18 protein-coding genes are annotated in these 19,253 nt (G+C 59.6%); 8 read left to right on the forward strand and 10 right to left on the reverse strand.

The genetic code is table 11. The features are described 5' to 3' along the window. Window positions 1–211: 211 nt before the first annotated feature. The 3 genes from IE123_RS03465 to IE123_RS03475 are packed head-to-tail and all read left to right on the forward strand — an operon-like array spanning window position 212 to window position 2,250. Complete coding sequence (locus IE123_RS03465) at window positions 212–1,096, forward strand: rhomboid family intramembrane serine protease (RefSeq protein ID WP_189515111.1); 885 nt, start codon at window positions 212–214, stop codon at window positions 1,094–1,096. Between the two features lie 3 nt (window positions 1,097–1,099). After that, window positions 1,100–1,366 carry a YeaC family protein gene (locus tag IE123_RS03470; protein WP_189515113.1) on the forward strand — a complete coding sequence of 89 codons (267 nt, stop codon included), beginning with the start codon at window positions 1,100–1,102 and terminating at the stop codon, window positions 1,364–1,366. After that, window positions 1,354–2,250: a DUF2797 domain-containing protein gene (locus tag IE123_RS03475; RefSeq protein ID WP_229819563.1), complete on the forward strand. Its 897-nt coding sequence runs from the start codon at window positions 1,354–1,356 to the stop codon at window positions 2,248–2,250. The genes IE123_RS03470 and IE123_RS03475 overlap by 13 nt, the downstream gene beginning before the upstream one ends. Here IE123_RS03475 and IE123_RS03480 read toward each other — a convergent pair. Both IE123_RS03480 and IE123_RS03485 read right to left on the reverse strand, forming a co-directional pair. Beyond that, entirely contained in the window at window positions 2,245–3,756 is a 1,512-nt protein-coding gene (locus tag IE123_RS03480; protein ID WP_189515115.1) for a RimK family ATP-grasp domain-containing protein, read from the reverse strand. The genes IE123_RS03475 and IE123_RS03480 overlap by 6 nt on opposite strands. A 75-nt stretch (window positions 3,757–3,831) precedes the next feature. After that, window positions 3,832–5,076 (reverse strand): cation:proton antiporter domain-containing protein, encoded by a 1,245-nt coding sequence (locus tag IE123_RS03485; protein ID WP_189515117.1) that lies wholly within the window; start codon window positions 5,074–5,076, stop codon window positions 3,832–3,834. Window positions 5,077–5,231: 155 nt separating this feature from the next. Here IE123_RS03485 and IE123_RS03490 point away from each other — a divergent pair, with 155 nt between their 5' ends. From IE123_RS03490 to pepN, 4 genes are all read left to right on the forward strand, one after another. Beyond that, window positions 5,232–5,711, forward strand: coding sequence for a GNAT family N-acetyltransferase (locus IE123_RS03490; RefSeq protein ID WP_189515119.1), 480 nt, complete (start codon window positions 5,232–5,234; stop codon window positions 5,709–5,711). Window positions 5,712–5,803: 92 nt separating this feature from the next. After that, window positions 5,804–6,238 carry a YbaN family protein gene (locus tag IE123_RS03495; RefSeq protein ID WP_189515121.1) on the forward strand — a complete coding sequence of 145 codons (435 nt, stop codon included), beginning with the start codon at window positions 5,804–5,806 and terminating at the stop codon, window positions 6,236–6,238. Window positions 6,239–6,348: 110 nt separating this feature from the next. After that, entirely contained in the window at window positions 6,349–6,720 is a 372-nt protein-coding gene (locus IE123_RS03500; RefSeq protein ID WP_189515123.1) for a YbaN family protein, read from the forward strand. Between the two features lie 87 nt (window positions 6,721–6,807). Continuing rightward, the gene (gene pepN / locus IE123_RS03505) at window positions 6,808–9,438 is read left to right on the forward strand and encodes an aminopeptidase N (protein WP_189515125.1); all 2,631 of its coding nucleotides are present in this window, start codon (window positions 6,808–6,810) and stop codon (window positions 9,436–9,438) included. Between the two features lie 103 nt (window positions 9,439–9,541). Here pepN and IE123_RS03510 read toward each other — a convergent pair whose 3' ends face one another. The 4 genes from IE123_RS03510 to IE123_RS03525 all read right to left on the reverse strand — a co-directional run bounded on the left by IE123_RS03510 (window position 9,542) and on the right by IE123_RS03525 (window position 14,575). Beyond that, window positions 9,542–10,072, reverse strand: coding sequence for an invasion associated locus B family protein (locus IE123_RS03510; protein WP_229819564.1), 531 nt, complete (start codon window positions 10,070–10,072; stop codon window positions 9,542–9,544). A 311-nt stretch (window positions 10,073–10,383) separates the two neighbouring features. Further along, the gene (locus IE123_RS03515; protein WP_189515127.1) at window positions 10,384–10,866 is read right to left on the reverse strand and encodes a helical membrane plugin domain-containing protein; all 483 of its coding nucleotides are present in this window, start codon (window positions 10,864–10,866) and stop codon (window positions 10,384–10,386) included. Beyond that, window positions 10,866–13,844 (reverse strand): formate dehydrogenase subunit alpha, encoded by a 2,979-nt coding sequence (gene fdhF / locus IE123_RS03520; protein ID WP_189515129.1) that lies wholly within the window; start codon window positions 13,842–13,844, stop codon window positions 10,866–10,868. The genes IE123_RS03515 and fdhF overlap by 1 nt, the downstream gene beginning before the upstream one ends. Before the next feature lie 239 nt (window positions 13,845–14,083). After that, window positions 14,084–14,575, reverse strand: a complete 492-nt coding sequence (locus tag IE123_RS03525) for an Lrp/AsnC family transcriptional regulator (RefSeq protein WP_189515131.1) — start codon at window positions 14,573–14,575, stop codon at window positions 14,084–14,086. Window positions 14,576–14,801: 226 nt separating this feature from the next. Here IE123_RS03525 and IE123_RS03530 point away from each other — a divergent pair, with 226 nt between their 5' ends. After that, window positions 14,802–16,499, forward strand: a complete 1,698-nt coding sequence (locus IE123_RS03530) for a 2-isopropylmalate synthase (RefSeq protein WP_189515133.1) — start codon at window positions 14,802–14,804, stop codon at window positions 16,497–16,499. A gap of 84 nt (window positions 16,500–16,583) precedes the next feature. Here IE123_RS03530 and IE123_RS03535 read toward each other — a convergent pair whose 3' ends face one another. The 4 genes from IE123_RS03535 to nfo form a co-directional block, all read right to left on the reverse strand. Then, the gene (locus tag IE123_RS03535; protein ID WP_229819565.1) at window positions 16,584–17,123 is read right to left on the reverse strand and encodes a FlgO family outer membrane protein; all 540 of its coding nucleotides are present in this window, start codon (window positions 17,121–17,123) and stop codon (window positions 16,584–16,586) included. Window positions 17,124–17,131: 8 nt separating this feature from the next. Continuing rightward, the gene (locus tag IE123_RS03540) at window positions 17,132–17,788 is read right to left on the reverse strand and encodes a hypothetical protein (RefSeq protein WP_189515137.1); all 657 of its coding nucleotides are present in this window, start codon (window positions 17,786–17,788) and stop codon (window positions 17,132–17,134) included. Window positions 17,789–17,956: 168 nt separating this feature from the next. Then, window positions 17,957–18,250: a hypothetical protein gene (locus IE123_RS03545; protein ID WP_189515139.1), complete on the reverse strand. Its 294-nt coding sequence runs from the start codon at window positions 18,248–18,250 to the stop codon at window positions 17,957–17,959. 30 nt (window positions 18,251–18,280) lie between these two features. Further along, window positions 18,281–19,135 (reverse strand): deoxyribonuclease IV, encoded by an 855-nt coding sequence (gene nfo / locus IE123_RS03550; RefSeq protein WP_189515141.1) that lies wholly within the window; start codon window positions 19,133–19,135, stop codon window positions 18,281–18,283. Between the last annotated feature and the right edge of the window lie 118 nt (window positions 19,136–19,253).

The raw sequence follows: 19,253 nt of genomic DNA on the forward strand, positions 1-19,253 counted from the left end.
TACGAAAGCGATCATGAAATAAAATTCGGGTTTTTTTGAATGCGTCCGGAACTTTTGCGTCACGCTGTCGTCAGAGTAAGTGTTCCCTTGAATGATCCCTTGCTCTTGTCCGGCGGACCCTCTCCGCCGGACTTCTTTTTTTGTGGCGTATTCAACACCCGATCCCATGAGCATGACCGGCTGGCAGGTCCCAGCCTCAAATGGAGTCAGCATGCCTCAGGCGCTGCGTTTTCCTCTTGATGCCGATATCGATGGGCTGCGTCACGCACTCTGGAAACATCGTATCGGTCATCATTACTCGCGCGACCATGAAGGACAGGTGCTCTGGTTGATCGAGGATGTCCAGCTCGACCGGGCGCATGAACTTGTCGAGCAGTGGCGCCAGGGGGAGTCCATGGTGCTGGATGAGTCTCAAACGCCGGTAGTGCGTGCAGGATCGCCATGGGGCGCCCTGCGTGCGGCACCGGTGACCACCCTGATCATTGTCATGTGCCTGGCGGTTTTTGCCTGGCAGGGCGTCGACGATATTCAGGCGCTCACGGCGCTGGCCATTGCTCCCATTGCCATTGAAGGGCAGCAGCTTTATGCCGCAACGCTTGGGTATGCGCTGTCGCAGGCGGAAATCTGGCGTCTGTTCTCGCCGGCCTTTTTGCATTTCAGCCTGATGCATCTGGTCTTCAACCTGCTCTGGCTCTGGTATTTTGGCCGTCAGGTTGAAGCGTTGCAGGGGCGCTGGCGGCTGTTGGCACTTCTGATATCGGCCATGCTGGTCTCCAATCTGGCCCAGTACGCCACCGGCACGGTGCTGTTTGGCGGTATGTCCGGCGTGGTTTATGCACTGGTCGGCTTTGTCTGGCTCTACTCACGGCTGGTGCCGGACAGCGGTTTTCAGTTTCCCACTATGCTGATGGTGTTCATGGTGGGCTGGCTGGTGCTGTGCATGACGCCGGCAGCCGGCTGGCTTGGCTTTGGCAACGTCGCCAACGAGGCACATCTGGGCGGGCTGCTGTTGGGGCTGGCAGCCGGACTGCTGGGGTCTCGCTTTCATCCGCATCAAACAGTGGCTGAAGACAGACACGAGGATATCGACAGGTAAACCATGAGCGATATGAACTTTGAACGCATGATCGAACAGTTGACCCCGCAGATGTATGAAGGTCTCAAGCGGGGCGTTGAGTTGGGGAAGTGGCCCGATGGTCGGGCGTTGAGCGCTGAGCAGCGCGAGCTGTGCCTTGAGGCGATACTGCGTTTTGAGGCAAGGCATAACGTTGCGCCCGAGCAGCGCACCGGGCACATCGACCGGCACGGCTGCGGCAGTGACCAGCATGGCGAGGCCAGCGGCGACACCATCAAATGGGTCAACTAGACCTCGAGCAGCTCTGGTGTATGGAAAGGGCCCCCGAAGCGACATTGATGCGCGCCGGGGGCCTTTCCCGAATGGCCATTACGGCAGATGCCTCGGGCAACGCGCACTATCATCTGCGTATCGGGGAGCACAGCGAACCGCTCAACGCCTGGCTGGGCCACAACATTGCACTGCAGTTTGCCGGCAGCATCCACTGTGTTCACTGTCAGCGTCTGACGCGCAAGAGCTTTGGTCAGGGGCACTGCTACGCCTGCTTTCGACGCCTGGCGCGCTGCGATACCTGCATGATGGCGCCCGAGCGCTGTCACTATTTTCAGGGCACCTGCCGCGAGCCCGAGTGGGGTGAACGCCACTGCTTTGCGCCTCACGTGGTGTATCTGGCCAGCAGCTCCGGGGCCAAGGTCGGCATTACCAAACCCTCGCAGATGCCCACGCGCTGGCTGGATCAGGGTGCCGTTCAGGCGCTGCCGATCCTGTCGGTGGCGTCGCGTCGCCAATCCGGCATGGTGGAGGCGCTGTTTCGCAGTGAAATCAGCGATCGTACCCACTGGCAGCGCATGCTCAAGGGGGAAACGTCTGATGTCGATCTCATCGAGCTGCGCGATGAGTTGATGACGCGGCTGGCTCCAGGGCTTGCCGCCCTCAGGGCAGAGTTTGGCGAGGACAACATTCAGGCGCATGCCGAGCAAAGGGTCGCCCGCTTTGACTACCCGGTGCTGGCCTGGCCCACCCGGGTCAGCGCCTTCAATCTGGATCGCACTGCGAAGGTTGAAGGGCGTCTGATGGGCCTCAAGGGCCAGTACCTGATCCTGGACAGCGGTGTGATCAACCTGCGCAAATACGCAGGCTATCAGGTCAGCGTGACGCTTTCGGCGCACTCATGACGCTGGGGGCTGGCGCGTACTCGTTTGTCTGGGCTGGCGTTTGCGTTCCATCTGCGCCAGAAACCAGGCCATGACGCGCCGATAAAGCTCGGGCCCCAGCACGACGTCTTCCACGCCCACATCCAGATTGGGATTGTCGTTGACCTCGATGACCACCACTCGCTCACCGCTTTGCTTGAGATCCACCCCATAAAGCCCATTGCCGATCAGGCGTGTTGCCTTGAGCGCCGTCCTGATCACCTTCTCGGGCGCCTTCGCTGGATCCATTGTTTCAAACCCGCCGCTGCGCACCCGTCCGCCGCTATGGTCATAGATCTGCCAGTGGCCGCGGGCCATGTAGTAGCGGCTGGCAAACAGCACCTGGCCATCCAGAATGCCGATGCGCCAGTCATACTCGGTGGGCATCCACTCCTGTAACAGCAAAAGCGCCGAATCCTCGAACAGCCGTCTTGCTTCTTCGATCAACTGCGCTTTGGAACTGATCTTGACCACCCCGCGTGAAAAGGCGCCATCGGGAATTTTCAATACCTGCGGGAAGGTAAGGGTGTCGGCCAGTGAATCCAGTCGATCAAGATCGCCCCGGTTCAGCAAATGCCCTTCGGGCGCCGGGATCCCCCTGGCGCGCAACAAGGCATGCAGATAGACCTTGTTGGTGCAGCGCAGAATCGATTGAGGGTCATCAATAACCACCAGCCCCTCGTGCTCGGCGCGACGCGCCATACGCCAGGTATGGTGATCAAGCTGGGTGGTTTCACGAATGAACAGGGCATCGAATTCGGCCAGCCTGCCTTCATCGCGTCGGGTGATCAGACTGACGTCGATGCCCATTGAACGGCCGGCACGGATGAACTGCTTGATCGCACTCTTGTTGCTCGGTGGCATCGCCTCTGCGGGGTCGACCAGAATGGCCAGATCAAAGCGATAGCGTCGTTTGGCTGCCGGCGTGCGCCATACCTGACGGGAATGACCGTTAAGGGCACGCGCAAAACGATCTTCTTCCTCCGGGGCGATATCCCTGAGTGAGAGCGCTTTCAGGCGCGCCAGCCGCCAGTCGCCGTGGCGTCTGGTGAAGCGCGCTTCCATGATCGGACAGGGCAGGTGGGAAAAGAGTCGGCGCCCGAGTTTCGCCAGCGCCTCGCTGCCGGTATCACCAAAGAAAAGCCGCAGATCAAGGCGCTCACCCTGCAGAGCGCCGCGTCGGTCAAGCTCGGCCATCATGTCGTTGAGGCCATCAAGCTGCAGATCGATCAGTGCCTTGCGCTTGAGCTGATTGAGTGTTTCCACATCCGGCTGTACACGCTGGCCGCGCGCCTGGGCCAGCAGCGAGACGTAGTAGCCGGTTTCCAGGTAATCGAGGCCGCTGCACAGATTGATGACATGGGTCGCCCGATCCTGATCGGCATTTTCTTCCAGCGCCAGAAAGTCATCGGCGCTGACAAGATCATCGCTGGGATAGTAGGGGCGCCAGTCGCTGGGGTGATCCACAACAATACGCAAACGTGACATGGCGCGCTCCGCAGCCCGAGGGGAAATATGCGCATCATAGGACGCCATCGGGCATCGTGGAATAGCGCCGAGTGTTCATGAACGGCTGTCGTCATCCTGATGGCGCGCATAGGCCCGGGCCGACACGATACTGGAGCTGCCATGGATTACCACCGAGGCCACCACGACCAGCGTGACGAACGGCCAGGCCATGTCGAGATCGGCCTTATCGCGCACCTCCAGGGCATACAGCAGGGCCGCCACGCCCAGTGGGCCGATCCATCCCAGCCATGCTGCAGTCCTGATGCCCTTGAGTGGCCCCAGCAACGGTGACAGCAGCAGCAGGGCCGGCAGGCGCCGCAAAAACACGATCAAAACGGCGGCCAGCAGTGCCAGCCAGCCCAGCGATAGCCACCCCTGCCAGGGCAGGACGATCCCCAGCAGGAAAAACACCGGAATGGTGAAAAGACGCTCAAGGGTAGACTGCATCTCCTCCTGCTTCAGATCCTCATTTTCGGTCACCGTATGAGACAGGCCCAGATTACCGATGAAGACACCGATAATGGCGTTCATGCCGGCCATATGCAGGGCGAAGAGCAGCAGCAGGGTAAAGGCCAGCGAAAAAGGCAGCAGGGTACTCTGCGACATCCAGCCGGCGCTGTGAGCCTTTTGCAGTGCCCGCCCGGCGAGAAGCCCGAGCGCATACGACAGGACCGCACACAGCACGTTTTCATACCCGACCGTCATCAAGAGCCAGTGCATGCTTTCCAGCGGCGCGCCCTGGGTCAGGCTCAGCCAGAGCGCCATCGCCAGCATGACCATGGGTGAGGCCAGGCCATCGTTGATGCCGGATTCGTAGGTAATGGCGTGACGCATGGGTGCGGGAATCAGCTTTTGGGCCTGATTGCCCTGTACGACGGTTGCTGTCACGACCGGGTCGGTGGGGGTGAGTATCCAGCCCAGCAGAAAGGCCAGCGCCCAGCCTGTGGCCATGGTGATCTGGATCAGTACGGTGGTGAACGTGGCCATCAACACCATGCCACCGATCACAATGACGACAAGCGCTCGCCAGTAGGTTTCAAGAAAGCGCCGCTCCATCTGCAGGGCCGCCGAACTCAGGGCCATGGCCATCGTGATCCGGCAGGCCCACTCCATGAGCGTGGTGACATCGCCCAGCGAGTCGATCGTCACCAGGTGGGTGACAGGACCCACCATGACGCCGCCCAGCAGGGCAAACTGGACTTCCGTGGCATACCACTGGCGAATTTTCTGGATCATCAGGCCATTGATGAGCCACAGACAGGAGATGCAAACGGCAATGATCAAAACGGTGTGAGTCATGCAGGTAATACCGAACGGGTTCACAAGAGGGAAAATGCGTTCCAAGTGTAGTCACTGCACGGGTTTCCTGCGGTGGATGCACTACATGGCAGAGTCCCGGGCGCAAGGAAATGATAGGATTGCGGCCTTTTTTATCCTGACCTGGAGAAGATCGCATGGCTTTCACGCTGCGTGCAGCACAGGGTGGGGATGCAGCAGCACTCAACGCCCTGGAGCGCACCTGTTTCGGTGACGATGAAGACAGTTTCAGCCCTTCGCAGCTGAAGTATCTGGTCACGAAGGCCAACGCACAGACGCGGCTGGTCGTGGATGATGACGGTGCCCTGATGGGATACGGCACGCTATTGTTTCGTCGCAACGAGAAAAAGGCACGCCTTTACTCCTTTTGCCTGCATCCCGAGGTGCGCGGGCAGGGGCTGGGCCAGCGGCTATTGCTGGCGCTGGAGGCCGTGGCCCTGGCGCGCGGCTGCGACAGCATCTATCTGGAGGTGCGGGCCGATAATCGTTCGGCCATATCGCTGTATCGGCGCATGGGTTATGAGGTGCTGCACTGGATGGAAGATTATTATCACGATGGCTGTGCGGCCTGGAAAATGATTCGTTCGCTGGGGGAGAGTGCCAGCACGGCGCCATAGTCGTTCATCGGCCTGAAGGCCTGTCGCTCAGGGTTGGTGGCAGGCGTCTCGGGCGCTATGATCGGCAGTTCACGTTTTCGCGGGAGTGTGGCATGTCGAGTCTTCCTCCGGATCCTGCCACGGATGATCGCGTGCGCTCTCCGGTCAAGCGTGCCTTCTGGATCGTACTGGCAGCGCTTTGTTTCGGAATCGGAATCGTGGGTATTTTCCTGCCCCTGCTGCCGGCGACCGATTTCATGCTGCTGGCGGTCATCTGCGCCTCAAAGGGTTCAAAACGCTTCGAGCGCTGGATTCGGCGCAACCGCTTCGCAGGGCCGTTGATTCGGGCCTGGGAAGAGGAGCGCGCCATTCCCTTGCCTGCCAAGATCATCTCGATCGGCATGATGTTTTTCAGTGCCTGGGTGATCTGGGTGCATACCGGATTCAACTGGATTTTCTGGGCGCTATTGATGGTGTTAATCATTGTGGGCACCTTCGTGGCCACGCGGCCGTTACCGTCCGGCAAGGCCCGCACCTCAAACGAATGATCGTTCGGGTGCTCCATACGCCTTCATGACCATCGACAGGCGTCGTATCACCCCGGAGCGCATGGCTGCCGCCACTCTGCTGACCGGAAAAGACACTCGGGAGAGGCGCCATGCGCTACATCTGGATGGGCCTTGCCGGGCTCTGCTTCGTGCTGGGGGCAATAGGCGTCATCGTTCCTCTGTTACCGACCACACCCTTCATGCTGGCTGCCGTGGCACTGGCCTCGAAAGGTTCTCCGCGATTTGCCCGCTGGATTCGACAGCACCGGCTGGCGGGTCCCGCCATACAAGACTGGGAGCACGAGCGTGCCATTTCACCGCGCGCCAAGGTGCTGGCAGTGGCTACCCTGATCTTCAGTGTTGTGGTGATCTGGCTGACCATCCCTGCCCTGGCCGTGCGCATTGGCGTCACCGTGCTATTGATCGGGATCGGCAGCTGGATCGTGACCCGGGCCACCCCCTCGCAGGGTCAGAAACCATAACCCCCCTGGTGGTAAGCGTGCGCTTTGAGCTGCTAATGACTTGCGGCGTACACTAAGGCCACGATCGATCAATTTCAGGAGCCCTTCATGGCCGAGCCGCAAGCCATTTATTTAAGCGATTACCGCCCCCCGGCCTACACCGTGGACAAAACCGAGCTGACCTTTGATCTTGATCCCGCTGCCACACGGGTCAGGGCGCGCCTTCACATGCAGCGCCACCCAGAGCATGACGCGCAGTCGGCACTGACACTTTACGGTCACGGACTCACCACCGAACGTATTGCCATCGATGGCCAGACGCTGCTGGAAAGCGAATATCGTATTGAAGACGAACAGCTGGTGATCGATCGGGTGCCGGCAGCCTTTGTGCTGGATACTGAAGTGGTCATCGATCCTTCAAACAACACCGCGCTGGAAGGGCTTTACGTCTCGGGGCCGATATTTTGCACCCAGTGCGAGCCTGAAGGTTTTCGTCGCATTACCTGGTATCCCGATCGGCCCGATGTGATGGCCGTGTTTACCACGACGGTCATTGGCGACCAGCAAAGCCAGCCGGTGCTGCTTTCCAACGGCAATCCCACCGAGCGCGGCGAGTTGCCCAATGGCCGTCACTTCGTCACCTGGGAAGACCCGCACCCGAAGCCTTCCTATCTCTTTGCGCTGGTGGCCGGCTCGCTTGAATGCGTGCGTGACAGCTTTACCACCATGAGCGGGCGTGAAGTGGCGCTTGAACTATGGGTCGAGGCGCAGAATCTGGAAAAGACCGACTGGGCGATGGCCTCGCTCAAGCGCGCCATGACGTGGGATGAGCAGGCCTACGGGCGCGAGTACGATCTGGATCTGTTCATGATTGTGGCCGTGGATGACTTCAACATGGGCGCCATGGAAAACAAGGGGCTCAACATCTTCAATAGTGCGGCGGTACTGGCCAACCCGCAGACCACCACGGACGCTGCCTTCCAGCGCATCGAGGGGATCGTTGCACACGAGTATTTTCACAACTGGTCGGGCAATCGCGTCACCTGCCGCGACTGGTTCCAGCTGGCACTCAAGGAAGGCTTCACTGTCTTTCGCGATCAGAGTTTCTCATCAGACATCAATTCGGCGCCGGTCAAGCGCATCGAGGATGCGGCGCTAATGCGTACGCTGCAGTTTGCCGAGGATGCCGGTCCTACCGCACATCCGGTGCGTCCTGACCACTTTATCGAGATCTCGAACTTTTACACCCTGACCATCTATGAAAAGGGTGCCGAGATCGTGCGTATGCTCAGCAACCTGCTGGGCGAGGAAACGTTCCGTCGTGGCAGCGACCTCTACTTTGAGCGCTTTGACGGTCAGGCGGTGCGGGTCGAGGACTTTGTCGATGTGATGGCAGAGGTATCCGGTGAGGATCTGACCCAGTTCATGCGCTGGTACGCTCAGGCGGGCACGCCGCAGCTCACGGCACGCAGTGACTACAGCGACGAACAGCGCCAGCTGACCCTGACCGTCACCCAGCAGACGCCACCCACGCTGGGGCAGGAGGACAAGCAGCCGTTGCATGTACCGGTGCGAATGGGCCTTCTGAGCGCTGAAGGGCAGCCGATTGAACTGGTGATCAACGGCGAAGCGCTGGGCACGGACACTGTGCTGCACCTGCGCGAGGCCGAGCAGCGCTGGGTGTTCGACAACGTCGATGAGGGCGCGGTGCCGTCGCTGTTGCGCGGCTTCTCGGCGCCGGTACGTCTTGATTACCCCTGGTCGCGCGATGAGCTCTCGCACCTGATGCGCTTTGATGAGGATGGCTTCAACCGTTGGGACGCCACCCAGCGTCTGGCGCTGATCGCGATCGAAGAGATGATGGTGGCCCATCAGCGCGGTGAACTCATGGCGCTCGATGCGCGCCTGATCGAGGCCTTTCGTCATCTGCTGCGTGAGCCCACGGATGACAAGGCCGTGCTGGCCGAAATGCTGCGCCTGCCCAGCGAGGCGTGGATTGCCGAACAGCAGAGTCGGGTCGATATCGACGCCATTCATGGTGCAAGACGCGCGGCGATCGAGCAGCTGGCGGATAATCTTTTTGCCGAGTTTGAAAGCGTCTATCACGCCAATCAGCAGACCGATGCATACGCTCCGACGCCGGAACAGATTGCCTCGCGCAGCCTGAAGAACGTGGCGCTCTCCTATCTGGTCGCCAACGGCGAGCCCGAGGCGCTCAACATGGCCCGCGCCCAGTATGAGGCCGATCACAACATGACGGACGTGCGCGCAGCACTGACGCTGCTGGCGCATTCCGATCGTGCCGATCTGGGGGATCCGGCCATTCGCGCCTTTGGCGAGCGCTGGGCCCATGATTCACTGGTGATGGATCAGTGGTTTGCCACCCAGGTGACGCGTCCGCAGGCGGATGCGCTGGAGCGTGTGCGCTTTCTGATGCAGCATCCGGCCTTTTCGATCAAAAATCCCAACCGGGTGCGCGCGTTGATCGGTGCCTTCACCCAGCAGAACCGGGTCAATTTTCACCGTCTGGATGGCGAGGGATACCGACTGCTGGCGGATGTGGTGATCGAGCTCAACCGGCTCAATCCGGAAATTGCCGCACGCATGATCGTGCCGCTGACGCGCTATCACCGCCTGGACGAGCAGCGACAAAAGCTGATGCGCGGCGAGCTTGAACGCATTCGCGGCGAGAAGCTCTCGCGTAACGTGTATGAGGTGGTGGAAAAGGCGCTGGCCTGAGCCCGGTCTGATCCCCACGCAAAACGGCGCCCGATGGGGCGCCGTTTTTTTTGATGCCAACCATCAGGCCTGGCCGGGTATCACAACAGGTTGCCTGTACGCCTCAGGGGGCGATGGCACGCGTGGCATCAGTGAAGCCCAGCAGCGAAATATTGGTATCCAGGCGCTGGCCGTTGGGATCAAAGAGACTCAGCGTTGCCTTTGAGCCGCCACGCAGTTTGCTGAGCAGCTGGCCCTGCAGGGGCAGGTCGGCGCGACAGGCATCTTCCATGCAGACCTGGTAGGGGAAGGGAATCTCTTCGCCATTGTCGACCTGTAGCTGCAGGCCCGGCGCAAGGCGTACGCCCAGCGGCAGCAAAAAGACCATGACCGGATCACTGCTTTGTGGTGGGTAGGCCACCACGGCTCGCATGACCGGGCGGTCGCTGTTGGGGCTATTGACCAGCTGCGTCATGGTGCAGCGTGCGTCATTGCCGCCGCCCTTCGGGCAGCGCACTTCCCAGTCCCTGAACTGTTGAATATCGGCATCGGGCACCTGCTGGGGCTGCGCCTGGGCAGCGGGCACCATGTAAAGGGAAAATAGCGTCGTCAGCAGGGCCAGAATCCCTGAAGCCGACATACGGCGTAACGGCATATGCAGTCTCTCCTGTCAAAATGGACGCAGGTTGTCGATGGCAAACGCAGGTAGTGCCACGCAAGCAGTACTCGAAGCGGTACACACTAAGCCCTGAGACCTGCTTTATAAAGCGCTATTCGCCTTCTTGCACCTTGCCTCGAGATACCCGGTAGCTGAAACGGTTGTAGAGCAGAATGACCGGGATCAGCGCCAGATAGATGATCAGAACGAACGGGTAAGGGCTGCATGAAAGGATGACAGGTGCCGGAAGCCAGCCCGGCGCGCGAGTGGGCGCCGGGCCAGGCTTTCAGGGGCTGTCCTTTGAAGGGTCAGGCGCTGGTCGATTTGCCGGTGAAGTGGGATACCGGCTTGTCGATATCCTGATCCATGCCGCGGCCAAAGGCCTTGAGCGCTTCCATCAGTGGCGTAATGGCGCGCCACAGCTCATCGTCATGCAGGAGTTTCCAGGTCCCTGACATGCCGGGGGCTTCTTCTTCACTGGTATGCTCACGTTTTCGGCCGGCGGCTTCCACCGCATCCTTTAGTGAAAAGGCCACCTTGTAGAACTGGCCCGGCTCGATGCGTGACAGCACCATCGCCAGCACCGACAGGTTCTGGATGACGTTGAGCGAGCCTTCCTTGTTCAACCCCTTGATCAGCACTTCTGCCACGTCGTTATTGGCTGCCACAAGATCATTGGCAAAGCGCAGCACGCCATGTTCATGCAGCGTTTGCAAAAGCCGCTCAAGCTCTTCATGAGCATCCGGCCCGATCTTTGGCGGTGTGACGTCGTGCGAGATACGCTCGGCCATTACATTTGCTCCGGATGTTGAATGTGTTCAGGGGGCTCGACATAGTCCTTGCGCGCCCATTTGACGGCAGGGTCCGGCCCTTCATTGGGTGTGGGGTGCCCGTAGCGGAAGTTGTTGTGCGGCAGCGGTGGGGCACCCTTCTCGCGGGGCAGCACCTCAAGGCGTACCGCGGTTTCCTTGTAGGCCGGGGTGTCGACCACCGGATCATGATGTTCACCGGTCAGGCCGTTGACGCCCGGCTTGCCCTGGTGAATGGGCAGAAACAGATTGTTGCCGCGAACGCGATCGGTGACCACGGCGCGAATCTCTTCGACCTCGCCACGCCGCGAGACAAGGCGCACCCAGGTGCCATCCTCAATACCCCTCTTGCCTGCGAGTTCCGGACTGACTTCAACAAACCAGTTGGGCACCTGACTCCAGATGCGCGGGCCACGCCCGGTCTGGTTGGTAGCCTGGAAATGCTCCAGCAGCCGACCGTTATCGAGCATCAGGTCAAACTCGTCATCCTCTGCTTCCTGCGGGGACTGCCATTCCAGCGGGAAGAGTACCGCGCGCTTGTCCTCGAAGTTGAAGCCATCGGTATACAGCAGCGGTGTGCTGGTGCCATCGGCCTTCACCGGCCAGAGCTGTGAGTTCCAGCCTTCCAGGCGCTCGTAGCTGACGCCGGCAAACAGTGGTGCAATGCTGGCGCACTCGGCCATGATGTCGCTGGGGTGGGTGTAGCCCCAGTCATGGCCCATGCGCGCGGCCAGGTCGGTCAGAATGCGCCAGTCCGGGCGGCTGTCACCCAGCGGCGGCATGACTTCATAAAAGCGCTGAATCCGTCGCTCGGTATTCACGAACGTGCCTTCCTTTTCAACGCTGGGGCAGGCGGGCAGTACGACATCGGCAAATTCGGCAGTGCGGCTTAAAAAGATGTCCTGCACCACCATGAAATCGAGTTTTGTAAAGGCGTCATGCACGTTATGGGCATCGGCGTCTGCAAAGGCGGTTTCTTCACCAATGATGAACATGGCCTTGAGATCTTTGCTTTCAGCCGATTGCACCATCTTGAAGTTGCCTTCCCCCACCTGATCGGAAAGCTGCTCCTTGTCGACACCCCAGCCCCTGGCCCAGCGTTCGCGGGCAGCGTCATCGGTCACCAGTTCATAGCCCGGGTAGAAATTGCGCAGACAGCCGAAATCACTCGCACCCTGTACGTTGTTATGCCCACGCATGGGATAGCCGCCGGTGCCCGGCCTGCCGTAGTTGCCCGTGACCAGCAGCAGGTTGGAGAGGGCCGTACTGGTATCCGAGCCGTGTGTGTGCTGGGTGATGCCCATCGCCCAAAGAAGGCAGACACGCTCGGCGCGGCCAATCATTTCGGCGGCATCAATGAGTTGCTGGCGGGGAATGCCGGTCATTTCCTCGGCATATTCCAGCGTGAAGGGGGCAAGCGAGCGGCGATATTCCTCGACCTGATTGACGTGCTGCTCGAGAAATTCGGTATCCGCCAGATCATGATCGAACATGTAGCGCGACAGCGCGGAGGCCCAGATCAGGTCAGTGCTGATGCGGCCCTGCAGGAAGATATCAGCACGGTCGGCCATTTCGTGCTTGCGGGGGTCCGATACGATCAGCTTCTGTCCGTGCAGCTTTTGCGCTGCCTTGATTTTCGAGGCAATCACCGGGTGGCATTCGGCGGTGTTGCTGCCCACGATCACGACCACGTCGGCTTTCTGAATATCTTCAATCGTGCCGGCATCGCCACCATAGCCCACGGTGCGCATGAGGCCCTTGGTGGCGGGGTTCTGACAGTAGCGTGAGGAGTTGTCGACGCTGTTGGTACCAATGATGGCGCGTGCGATCTTCTGGGTCAGGTAGGCCTCTTCATTACTGGCCTTGCTGGAGCCGATAAAACCGATGCTTTGCGGTCCGTGGGTCTTGCGAATCTCCAGCAGGCGCCTGGCGACCAGATCCAGCGCTTCATCCCAGCCGGCCTCGCGGAATTTACCGTTCTCGCGAATCAGCGGCATGGTCAGACGGTGCTTGTCGTTGACGAAATCCCAGGCAAACCTGCCCTTGATGCAGGTCGAGATGCCGTTGGCAGGGGCGTCAGCAACCGGCTGTACCTTGAGAATGTGTCGGTCGCGGGTCCACATTTCAAACGAGCAGCCCACGCCGCAGTAGGTGCAGACTGTCTTGGTGCGCTTGATCTCGGGCTGGCGCCAGGCCATGTCCATCATCGAAATACCGGTGATGGGTGAGGCGCCGATGGTCTCTTCGACCGTCTTGATCATGTCGATCATCGGGCGTTTGAGTTTTTCCGGCATGGCTGTCAGGGGGCCGGCATCGGGCTGCATGGTCTTTTCCAGCAGCGCATTGCAGGGGCATACGGTGACGCAGTGGCCGCAGTGTACGCAGCTGGAGTCATCGATGTCGCGGCCGCCATCCCAGAGCACGCGCGGATGCTCCATCGAATAGTCGATCGAGAGTGTCTCGTTGACTTCCACGTTCTGACAGGCCTCGACGCAGCGACCGCAGAGAATGCACTGGTCGGGGTCATAGGTATAAAAGGGGCCGGAGGTGTCCTTGTCGTGGGGTTTTCGGGTGAAGGCGTAGCGCTGGATGGGAATATCCATGTCCGCGACGGTATTGTGCAGCGTGCAGTCACCGGTATTGTGTTCACAGACCGTGCAGTAGAGTTCGTGCTTGCCCAACAGCCGATCCATGCCTTCTTCGCGCGCAGCGCGGGCCCGGTCGGTGTCGCTTCTGAGTTCAAGGCCTTCCTCACTTCTCAGGGTACAGCCTCGCACCAGTTCGCCATTGTGCTCCACCCAGCAGGTGTCACAGGTTTCAAGCGGCCCCAGTGAGGGGTGATAACAGACATGGGGCAGATCAATGCCCTGTTCGGTCAGGAAATCGATCAATGGCGCATCCCGGGGGCCGGTCAGGCGCTTCTGATCGTATGAAATCGTACAGTCCGTTGTCTGTTTCATTGTGGCGTGCGTCCCCGATCCTTGAGGAAGGTGATCAAGCGTGCAGCAGGACGGAACCGTGAGGAGATCTGTCGGTCCCGGGCAGCGTCGATGTGCGCATGAAGGCAGGCAGGTGTCAGGCCTGCCTTGCTTCAGGTTAGCCACGCCCCGGGCGGGCGGCAAAAGCAGTTTGATAACCTGGTTTAAGTATTTCCGGCCCAATGAAGCACTGGATAGTGGCAGGCGATGTTCGGCGACCCTCAGGCCTCCGGAATGGGGGTGCCACGATCACCAAATACCGGACGCAGGACAAAGTTGGAGTGCACGCCGGTCACCCCTTCGATGGGGGTAATGTGCTCCAGCAGCAGGCGCTGGTAGTCTTCCATGTCTTCAACGCGAATCTTGAGCTGGTAGTCGACTTCCTGGCCGGTGATCATCAGACACTCGATGACTTCGGGCAGGGCGGCAACCCGCTGTTCAAAATTGGCAAAGCGCTCGGGGGTATGGCGATCCATGGAGATGTGGACCAGCGCCATCAGGCGATACCCCAGCCTTCGAGCATCAACCTGAGCCTGATAGCCAGTAATCAGGCCGCTCTCCTCAAGGGCACGCACGCGTCTCAGACAGGGGGACGGTGACAGGCCCACGCGGTCGGCCAGTGCCTGGTTGCTGATACGGCCATCCGTCTGCAGTATTTCAAGAATATGCCGATCATAGCGATCAATCGCAATATTGAGTTGCCTGTCGGACATTTTTTAGCACCTTGTTTCAATTTTTAAACATAAGTTGGCATTATATTGCGTCAGCGGGGTGGTTTGCCACGATATTCGCAAGGACCTGTCGAGTGGGCAGCGTTATACTTTGTTGACTGCCACAAGCAGTGCCGATTCGGCGCATGGGTCCGCTTCACGAGAGCAGGCATCAATGACGTCCCTGTTCAGGCATGAAACATCCCTTCAGCGCTTACCAGAGGTCAACATGACTGCTTTCAACCATCGCAAGTACAGCCCGGCGCCACGTGTGCCTGCCTTTAACCGCCAGTGGCCGGATCGTGATCTGGAATCCGCGCCAATCTGGGTCAGTGAAGACCTTCGCGATGGCAACCAGGCGCTACTGGAGCCGATGAGCGTGGCGCAGAAAAAGCGCTTCTGGAAGCAGATCATTCGGGTCGGCATCAAGGAAGTCATGGTCGGGTTTCCGTCCGCCAGTCAGCCCGACTATGACTTCGTGCGCTGGCTGATCGAGGAAGACCAGATCCCCGAGGATGTGACCATTGCGGTGCTGGTACAGTGTCGTGAACATTTGATTGAAAAGACGTTTGAAGCCCTGGTGGGCGTCAAGCGCGCCATTATCCATCTTTATAACTCCACCTCGACCACTCAACGCGAGCGCGTGTTCGAGATGGACCGTGACGGTATCACCAACATTGCAGTCAGCGGTGCACAGTGGGTGAAAAAGCATGCCGACCGCTACCCCCAGGTCAACTGGCGCTTTCAGTATTCTCCGGAAAGCTTTTCCAGCACCGAGATCGACTTTTCGCTGGCCATCTGTGAGGCCGTCATGGATGTCTGGCAGCCTACACCGGACAACAAGTGCATCCTGAACCTGCCCAATACGGTAGAAGTGGCAGGACCTCATCATCATGCCGACCAGATCGAATATTTCTGTCAGAACATCAGCCGACGCGACAGCGTGATCATCTCGGTGCATACCCATAATGACCGCGGCGGCGCCGTGGCGGCCGCCGAGCTTGCGCTGCTGGCGGGCGCCGAGCGCGTTGAAGGGACGCTGCTGGGCAACGGCGAGCGCACCGGCAACATGGATATCGTCACGCTGGCGATGAATCTTTACAGCCAGGGTATCGACCCGGGTCTGGACCTGTCGCGACCGGACGAAATCATTCAGGTAGTGACCGAGTGCACCGGCATTACCATGCACCCGCGCCACCCCTGGGTGGGCGAGATGGTTTATACCGCCTTTTCGGGCAGTCATCAGGACGCTATTCGCAAGTCGCTCAAAAAGCAGGGCGATGATGAGCCCTGGCAGGTGGCGTATCTGCCGATCGACCCGCGCGATATCGGTCGCGATTATCAGGCCGTCATTCGCGTCAACAGTCAGTCGGGCAAGGGTGGCATGGCCTTTTTGCTGGAGCGCGATTACGGCATCAGCCTGCCGCGCTGGATGATGCTGGCGCTGGCGCCTCATGTGCAAAAGGAAAGCGAGCGCCTCAGCGGTGAGCTTTCAAGCGACTCCATCCGTCGACTGCTGTTTGCCACCTTCATGCGGGAAGGGCCGTTGTCACTGGTGGACTATCGCCTGTCACGTGCCAGCGAAGAGGGACTGTCGATCACGCTTGAGCAGGACGGCGAGCGCCTGACGCTGGAAGGCAGCGGCAACGGCGCCATGTCGGCATTCATGAACGCCTGGCAGCGTCACAGCGGCCAGCAGGTCGGTATTCTTGATTACAGCGAGCACTCGCTGGGTGAAGACAGTGAGGCCAACGCCATTGCCTTTGTGCAGCTCAACGTGGATGGTCAGCGTGTCTGCGCGGTCGCCGAGGACAGTGATACCGTCAGCGCCTCGCTCAAGGCCGTAATTTCGGGGATCAACCTGTGCAACGAGGCAAGCGGCCGTCGGGACGGGCTGACGGCCCTGACGGATAACGCCACCGCCTGAGTGTTCGGCTCAATGCGTTAAAAAAAGGCCTGCTGCCATCGTGGCAACAGGCCTTTTGTGTATCGGGTTGAAATTGACGATTCTTCAATAGGGTGAGGCCAGCAGCATCTGGACATTCACATCCATGGGCACCCGGAAGCTGGTAGCACCCAGCACCAGCTGATCGGCCAGCCGCACGAGTCGGGCATTGACGATCACCTCTCCACGAGCCACGGCATAGGTGCCCAGCAAAACGGCGCTGGCATTGTAGTTGTTGCCCAGGCGCTGGACATTGCGGGACAGAATCATCTCGCCGGCGTACTCCTCGATATAAAGACTGTCGCGCAGCTTGACTTCGATGACGTTGAGGCCATTTTCGACCAGTTTGGAGGTCATCGCCTCGGTCAGTGTGCGTCCCAGTGTCGAAGAGCGTCCGAGCTGATCCACGTCTACGAAGGTGGTGGCAATAATGGTGTCGCGGGTAGAGAGGCGGCCGTGGGCGTTCTTGACCATCCGTTCGGCGGCAGTATCGACCTGCGAGAGCAGCGTAGGCTGCACAGGCGCCGTATGGTTACCTGGCAGGGCAGAACAGCCCGTGATCAGCACCGACAGCAACAAGGCAGCGCACAGGTACAGTCGAGACAATCGTTTGCTTACCATTGCGATGAGACCCTCAGCCCGTTCTGAGCTTCATAGTGATTGCTGTCACCGGCATTGACGTAATAGATGTTGGATGACGAGTAAAGCAGGGTGTCAAACTCGCTCGCCCGGGTCGTAATGATGACTTCCGTGTTGCCTACCTCTGTCATATTGCCGCTGAAGGCATCAAACGCCGCGGCGCCCGGAATCAGCGCCAGAGCAGGCTCCGACCAGTGATTGAGCGGCTGAAAGGCCCATGCCACACCGGCAGCCAGCATGGTCAGGGTACCCGGCGGGCGGCGAATAAAACCGCGGTCACTGTGCCTTACGACCTGAACCGCAGGGCTGATGAGGACGGAGCCTTCGGGTTGCGTGCTGACAAGCGCGCCCTGCTGTACCAGCTGGCTTTCCAGCAGCGAATGGAAACCACGGGCGAAGGGTGTCGCCGGCTGGGGCGAAAAGACATACAGGGGCCTGCCGCGCAGACGCTGATTGGCCATGATGTTGCGCGCTTCGTTGCGGGCGAGCACGTCCCAGTGGTGAGCAGCCTGCATGCGCTGTTGGTCACTGCTCTCCCAGGTCGTGGCCATGGGGGCCTGGGAGGTGTTGACTTTGAGACAGCCGCTCAACGTGGCCGCAAGGCAGACGACGCCCCAGATCCTTAATGACATCAGTACCCTTCCCTTGACAGCGCAGGCCTTGCTGGCCTGCGCCATGGTTGATCAGGAAGGTCTTATCGGCACCAGTGGGCATGGCTTGAGGCCGGCCATACCACTTATCGATATCCTGGTGTATGGCGATCCATGACGTGACCTGCCGGCCACTATGCCCTGGTGGTATCAGGGAATCAGCCAGGACAATACGAGAAGGCCCAGTACCAGCCAGATCAGCCCGCCGATGATACCGCCGCGCAACATGGCGCGAACGCCGTTGATCAACAGCATCAGACCAATCACCAGAATGGCCAGGCTGAACATTGACGGGCTGATGCCCAGAGACCGGGTCAGCCCATCGATGAAGCCTCCCATGGCGCCAAAAAGATTGGCAAAAATGGAGGCGAGAAATTCGACGATCGCGCGAATGATGTTACCCAGCGTTTCGCCGATCCAGCTGAAAGTTCCATCTGACTGCATTAAAGGGTTCCTGCGATTGGGTTGATGGCGTCACACCAGCGGTGACACGCATTGCGCGCGCAGCCAGGCGATCTCCTGATCCCAGATGGCAGGCTCAATGGTTTCCAGAATCATCGGGATACCATCCGTGCGTGCATCCTGCATGATAGCGACAAATGCTTCACTGCCGATATTGCCCTGTCCCAGGCTGTGATGACGATCCACCCGGCTGCCCAGGGTGCTTTTGGCGTCGTTGAGATGCATGCCGCGCAGATATTCAAAGCCGACCACATCGCCGAACTCATCGAGTACCGCCTGCGTCGATTCGCCGGTGCGCAGGTCATAACCGCCGGCAAAGGCGTGACAGGTGTCGATACACACGCCCACCCGTGACTTGTCATCCACCTGCTCGATGATCTCGGCCAGCTGCTCGAAACGATAGCCCAGATTGCTGCCCTGACCGGCGGTGTTTTCAATGACGGCTGTGACGCCTTGCGTTTGTGACAGCGCCTCGTTGATGGATTCGGCAATGATCTTCAGGCACTCGCTTTCACTGATCCTGCGCAGGTGGCTGCCCGGATGGAAATTCAAGAGTGTCAGCCCGAGCTGCTCACAGCGCTGCATCTCATCGAGGAAGGCAGCGCGTGATTTGGCCAGCCCTTCAGCCTCCGGGTGACCGAGATTGATCAGATAGCTGTCATGGGGAAGCATCTGCTCGGGTTTGAACCCATGGTGCTGGCATGCCTTCTTGAAGGCGGCAATGACTTTCTCATCCAGCGGTTTGGCCTTCCACTGACGCTGGTTTTTGGTAAACAGGGCAAAGGCATTGGCCCCGATGTCTACCGCGCGTCCCACGGCCTGATCCACACCACCTGCTGCGCTGACATGTGCTCCGATATATTTCATGTGCGACCTGACACTGCCTTGCTGTTTTCTGAAAGGGCGCCATGGTACGCAATCCTGCCCATGAGCGCTTGAATGGCGCTGATAGGCAGTCCTGGCATACGAGCAATAAAAAGGCGGG

Source organism: Kushneria pakistanensis (genome assembly GCF_014652795.1).
Classification (GTDB): Bacteria; Pseudomonadota; Gammaproteobacteria; order Pseudomonadales; family Halomonadaceae; genus Kushneria; species Kushneria pakistanensis.

What these genes read in the sequence shown, in the direction of transcription:
- IE123_RS03465 (WP_189515111.1), top strand. Translation starts at nt 212, where the DNA reads ATGCCTCAGGCGCTGCGTTTTCCTCTTGATGCCGATATCGATGGGCTG.
- IE123_RS03470 (WP_189515113.1), top strand. Translation starts at nt 1,100, where the DNA reads ATGAGCGATATGAACTTTGAACGCATGATCGAACAGTTGACCCCGCAG.
- IE123_RS03475 (WP_229819563.1), top strand. Translation starts at nt 1,354, where the DNA reads ATGGGTCAACTAGACCTCGAGCAGCTCTGGTGTATGGAAAGGGCCCCC.
- IE123_RS03480 (WP_189515115.1), bottom strand. Translation starts at nt 3,756, where the DNA reads ATGTCACGTTTGCGTATTGTTGTGGATCACCCCAGCGACTGGCGCCCC.
- IE123_RS03485 (WP_189515117.1), bottom strand. Translation starts at nt 5,076, where the DNA reads ATGACTCACACCGTTTTGATCATTGCCGTTTGCATCTCCTGTCTGTGG.
- IE123_RS03490 (WP_189515119.1), top strand. Translation starts at nt 5,232, where the DNA reads ATGGCTTTCACGCTGCGTGCAGCACAGGGTGGGGATGCAGCAGCACTC.
- IE123_RS03495 (WP_189515121.1), top strand. Translation starts at nt 5,804, where the DNA reads ATGTCGAGTCTTCCTCCGGATCCTGCCACGGATGATCGCGTGCGCTCT.
- IE123_RS03500 (WP_189515123.1), top strand. Translation starts at nt 6,349, where the DNA reads ATGCGCTACATCTGGATGGGCCTTGCCGGGCTCTGCTTCGTGCTGGGG.
- pepN (WP_189515125.1), top strand. Translation starts at nt 6,808, where the DNA reads ATGGCCGAGCCGCAAGCCATTTATTTAAGCGATTACCGCCCCCCGGCC.
- IE123_RS03510 (WP_229819564.1), bottom strand. Translation starts at nt 10,072, where the DNA reads ATGCCGTTACGCCGTATGTCGGCTTCAGGGATTCTGGCCCTGCTGACG.
- IE123_RS03515 (WP_189515127.1), bottom strand. Translation starts at nt 10,866, where the DNA reads ATGGCCGAGCGTATCTCGCACGACGTCACACCGCCAAAGATCGGGCCG.
- fdhF (WP_189515129.1), bottom strand. Translation starts at nt 13,844, where the DNA reads ATGAAACAGACAACGGACTGTACGATTTCATACGATCAGAAGCGCCTG.
- IE123_RS03525 (WP_189515131.1), bottom strand. Translation starts at nt 14,575, where the DNA reads ATGTCCGACAGGCAACTCAATATTGCGATTGATCGCTATGATCGGCAT.
- IE123_RS03530 (WP_189515133.1), top strand. Translation starts at nt 14,802, where the DNA reads ATGACTGCTTTCAACCATCGCAAGTACAGCCCGGCGCCACGTGTGCCT.
- IE123_RS03540 (WP_189515137.1), bottom strand. Translation starts at nt 17,788, where the DNA reads ATGTCATTAAGGATCTGGGGCGTCGTCTGCCTTGCGGCCACGTTGAGC.
- IE123_RS03545 (WP_189515139.1), bottom strand. Translation starts at nt 18,250, where the DNA reads ATGCAGTCAGATGGAACTTTCAGCTGGATCGGCGAAACGCTGGGTAAC.
- nfo (WP_189515141.1), bottom strand. Translation starts at nt 19,135, where the DNA reads ATGAAATATATCGGAGCACATGTCAGCGCAGCAGGTGGTGTGGATCAG.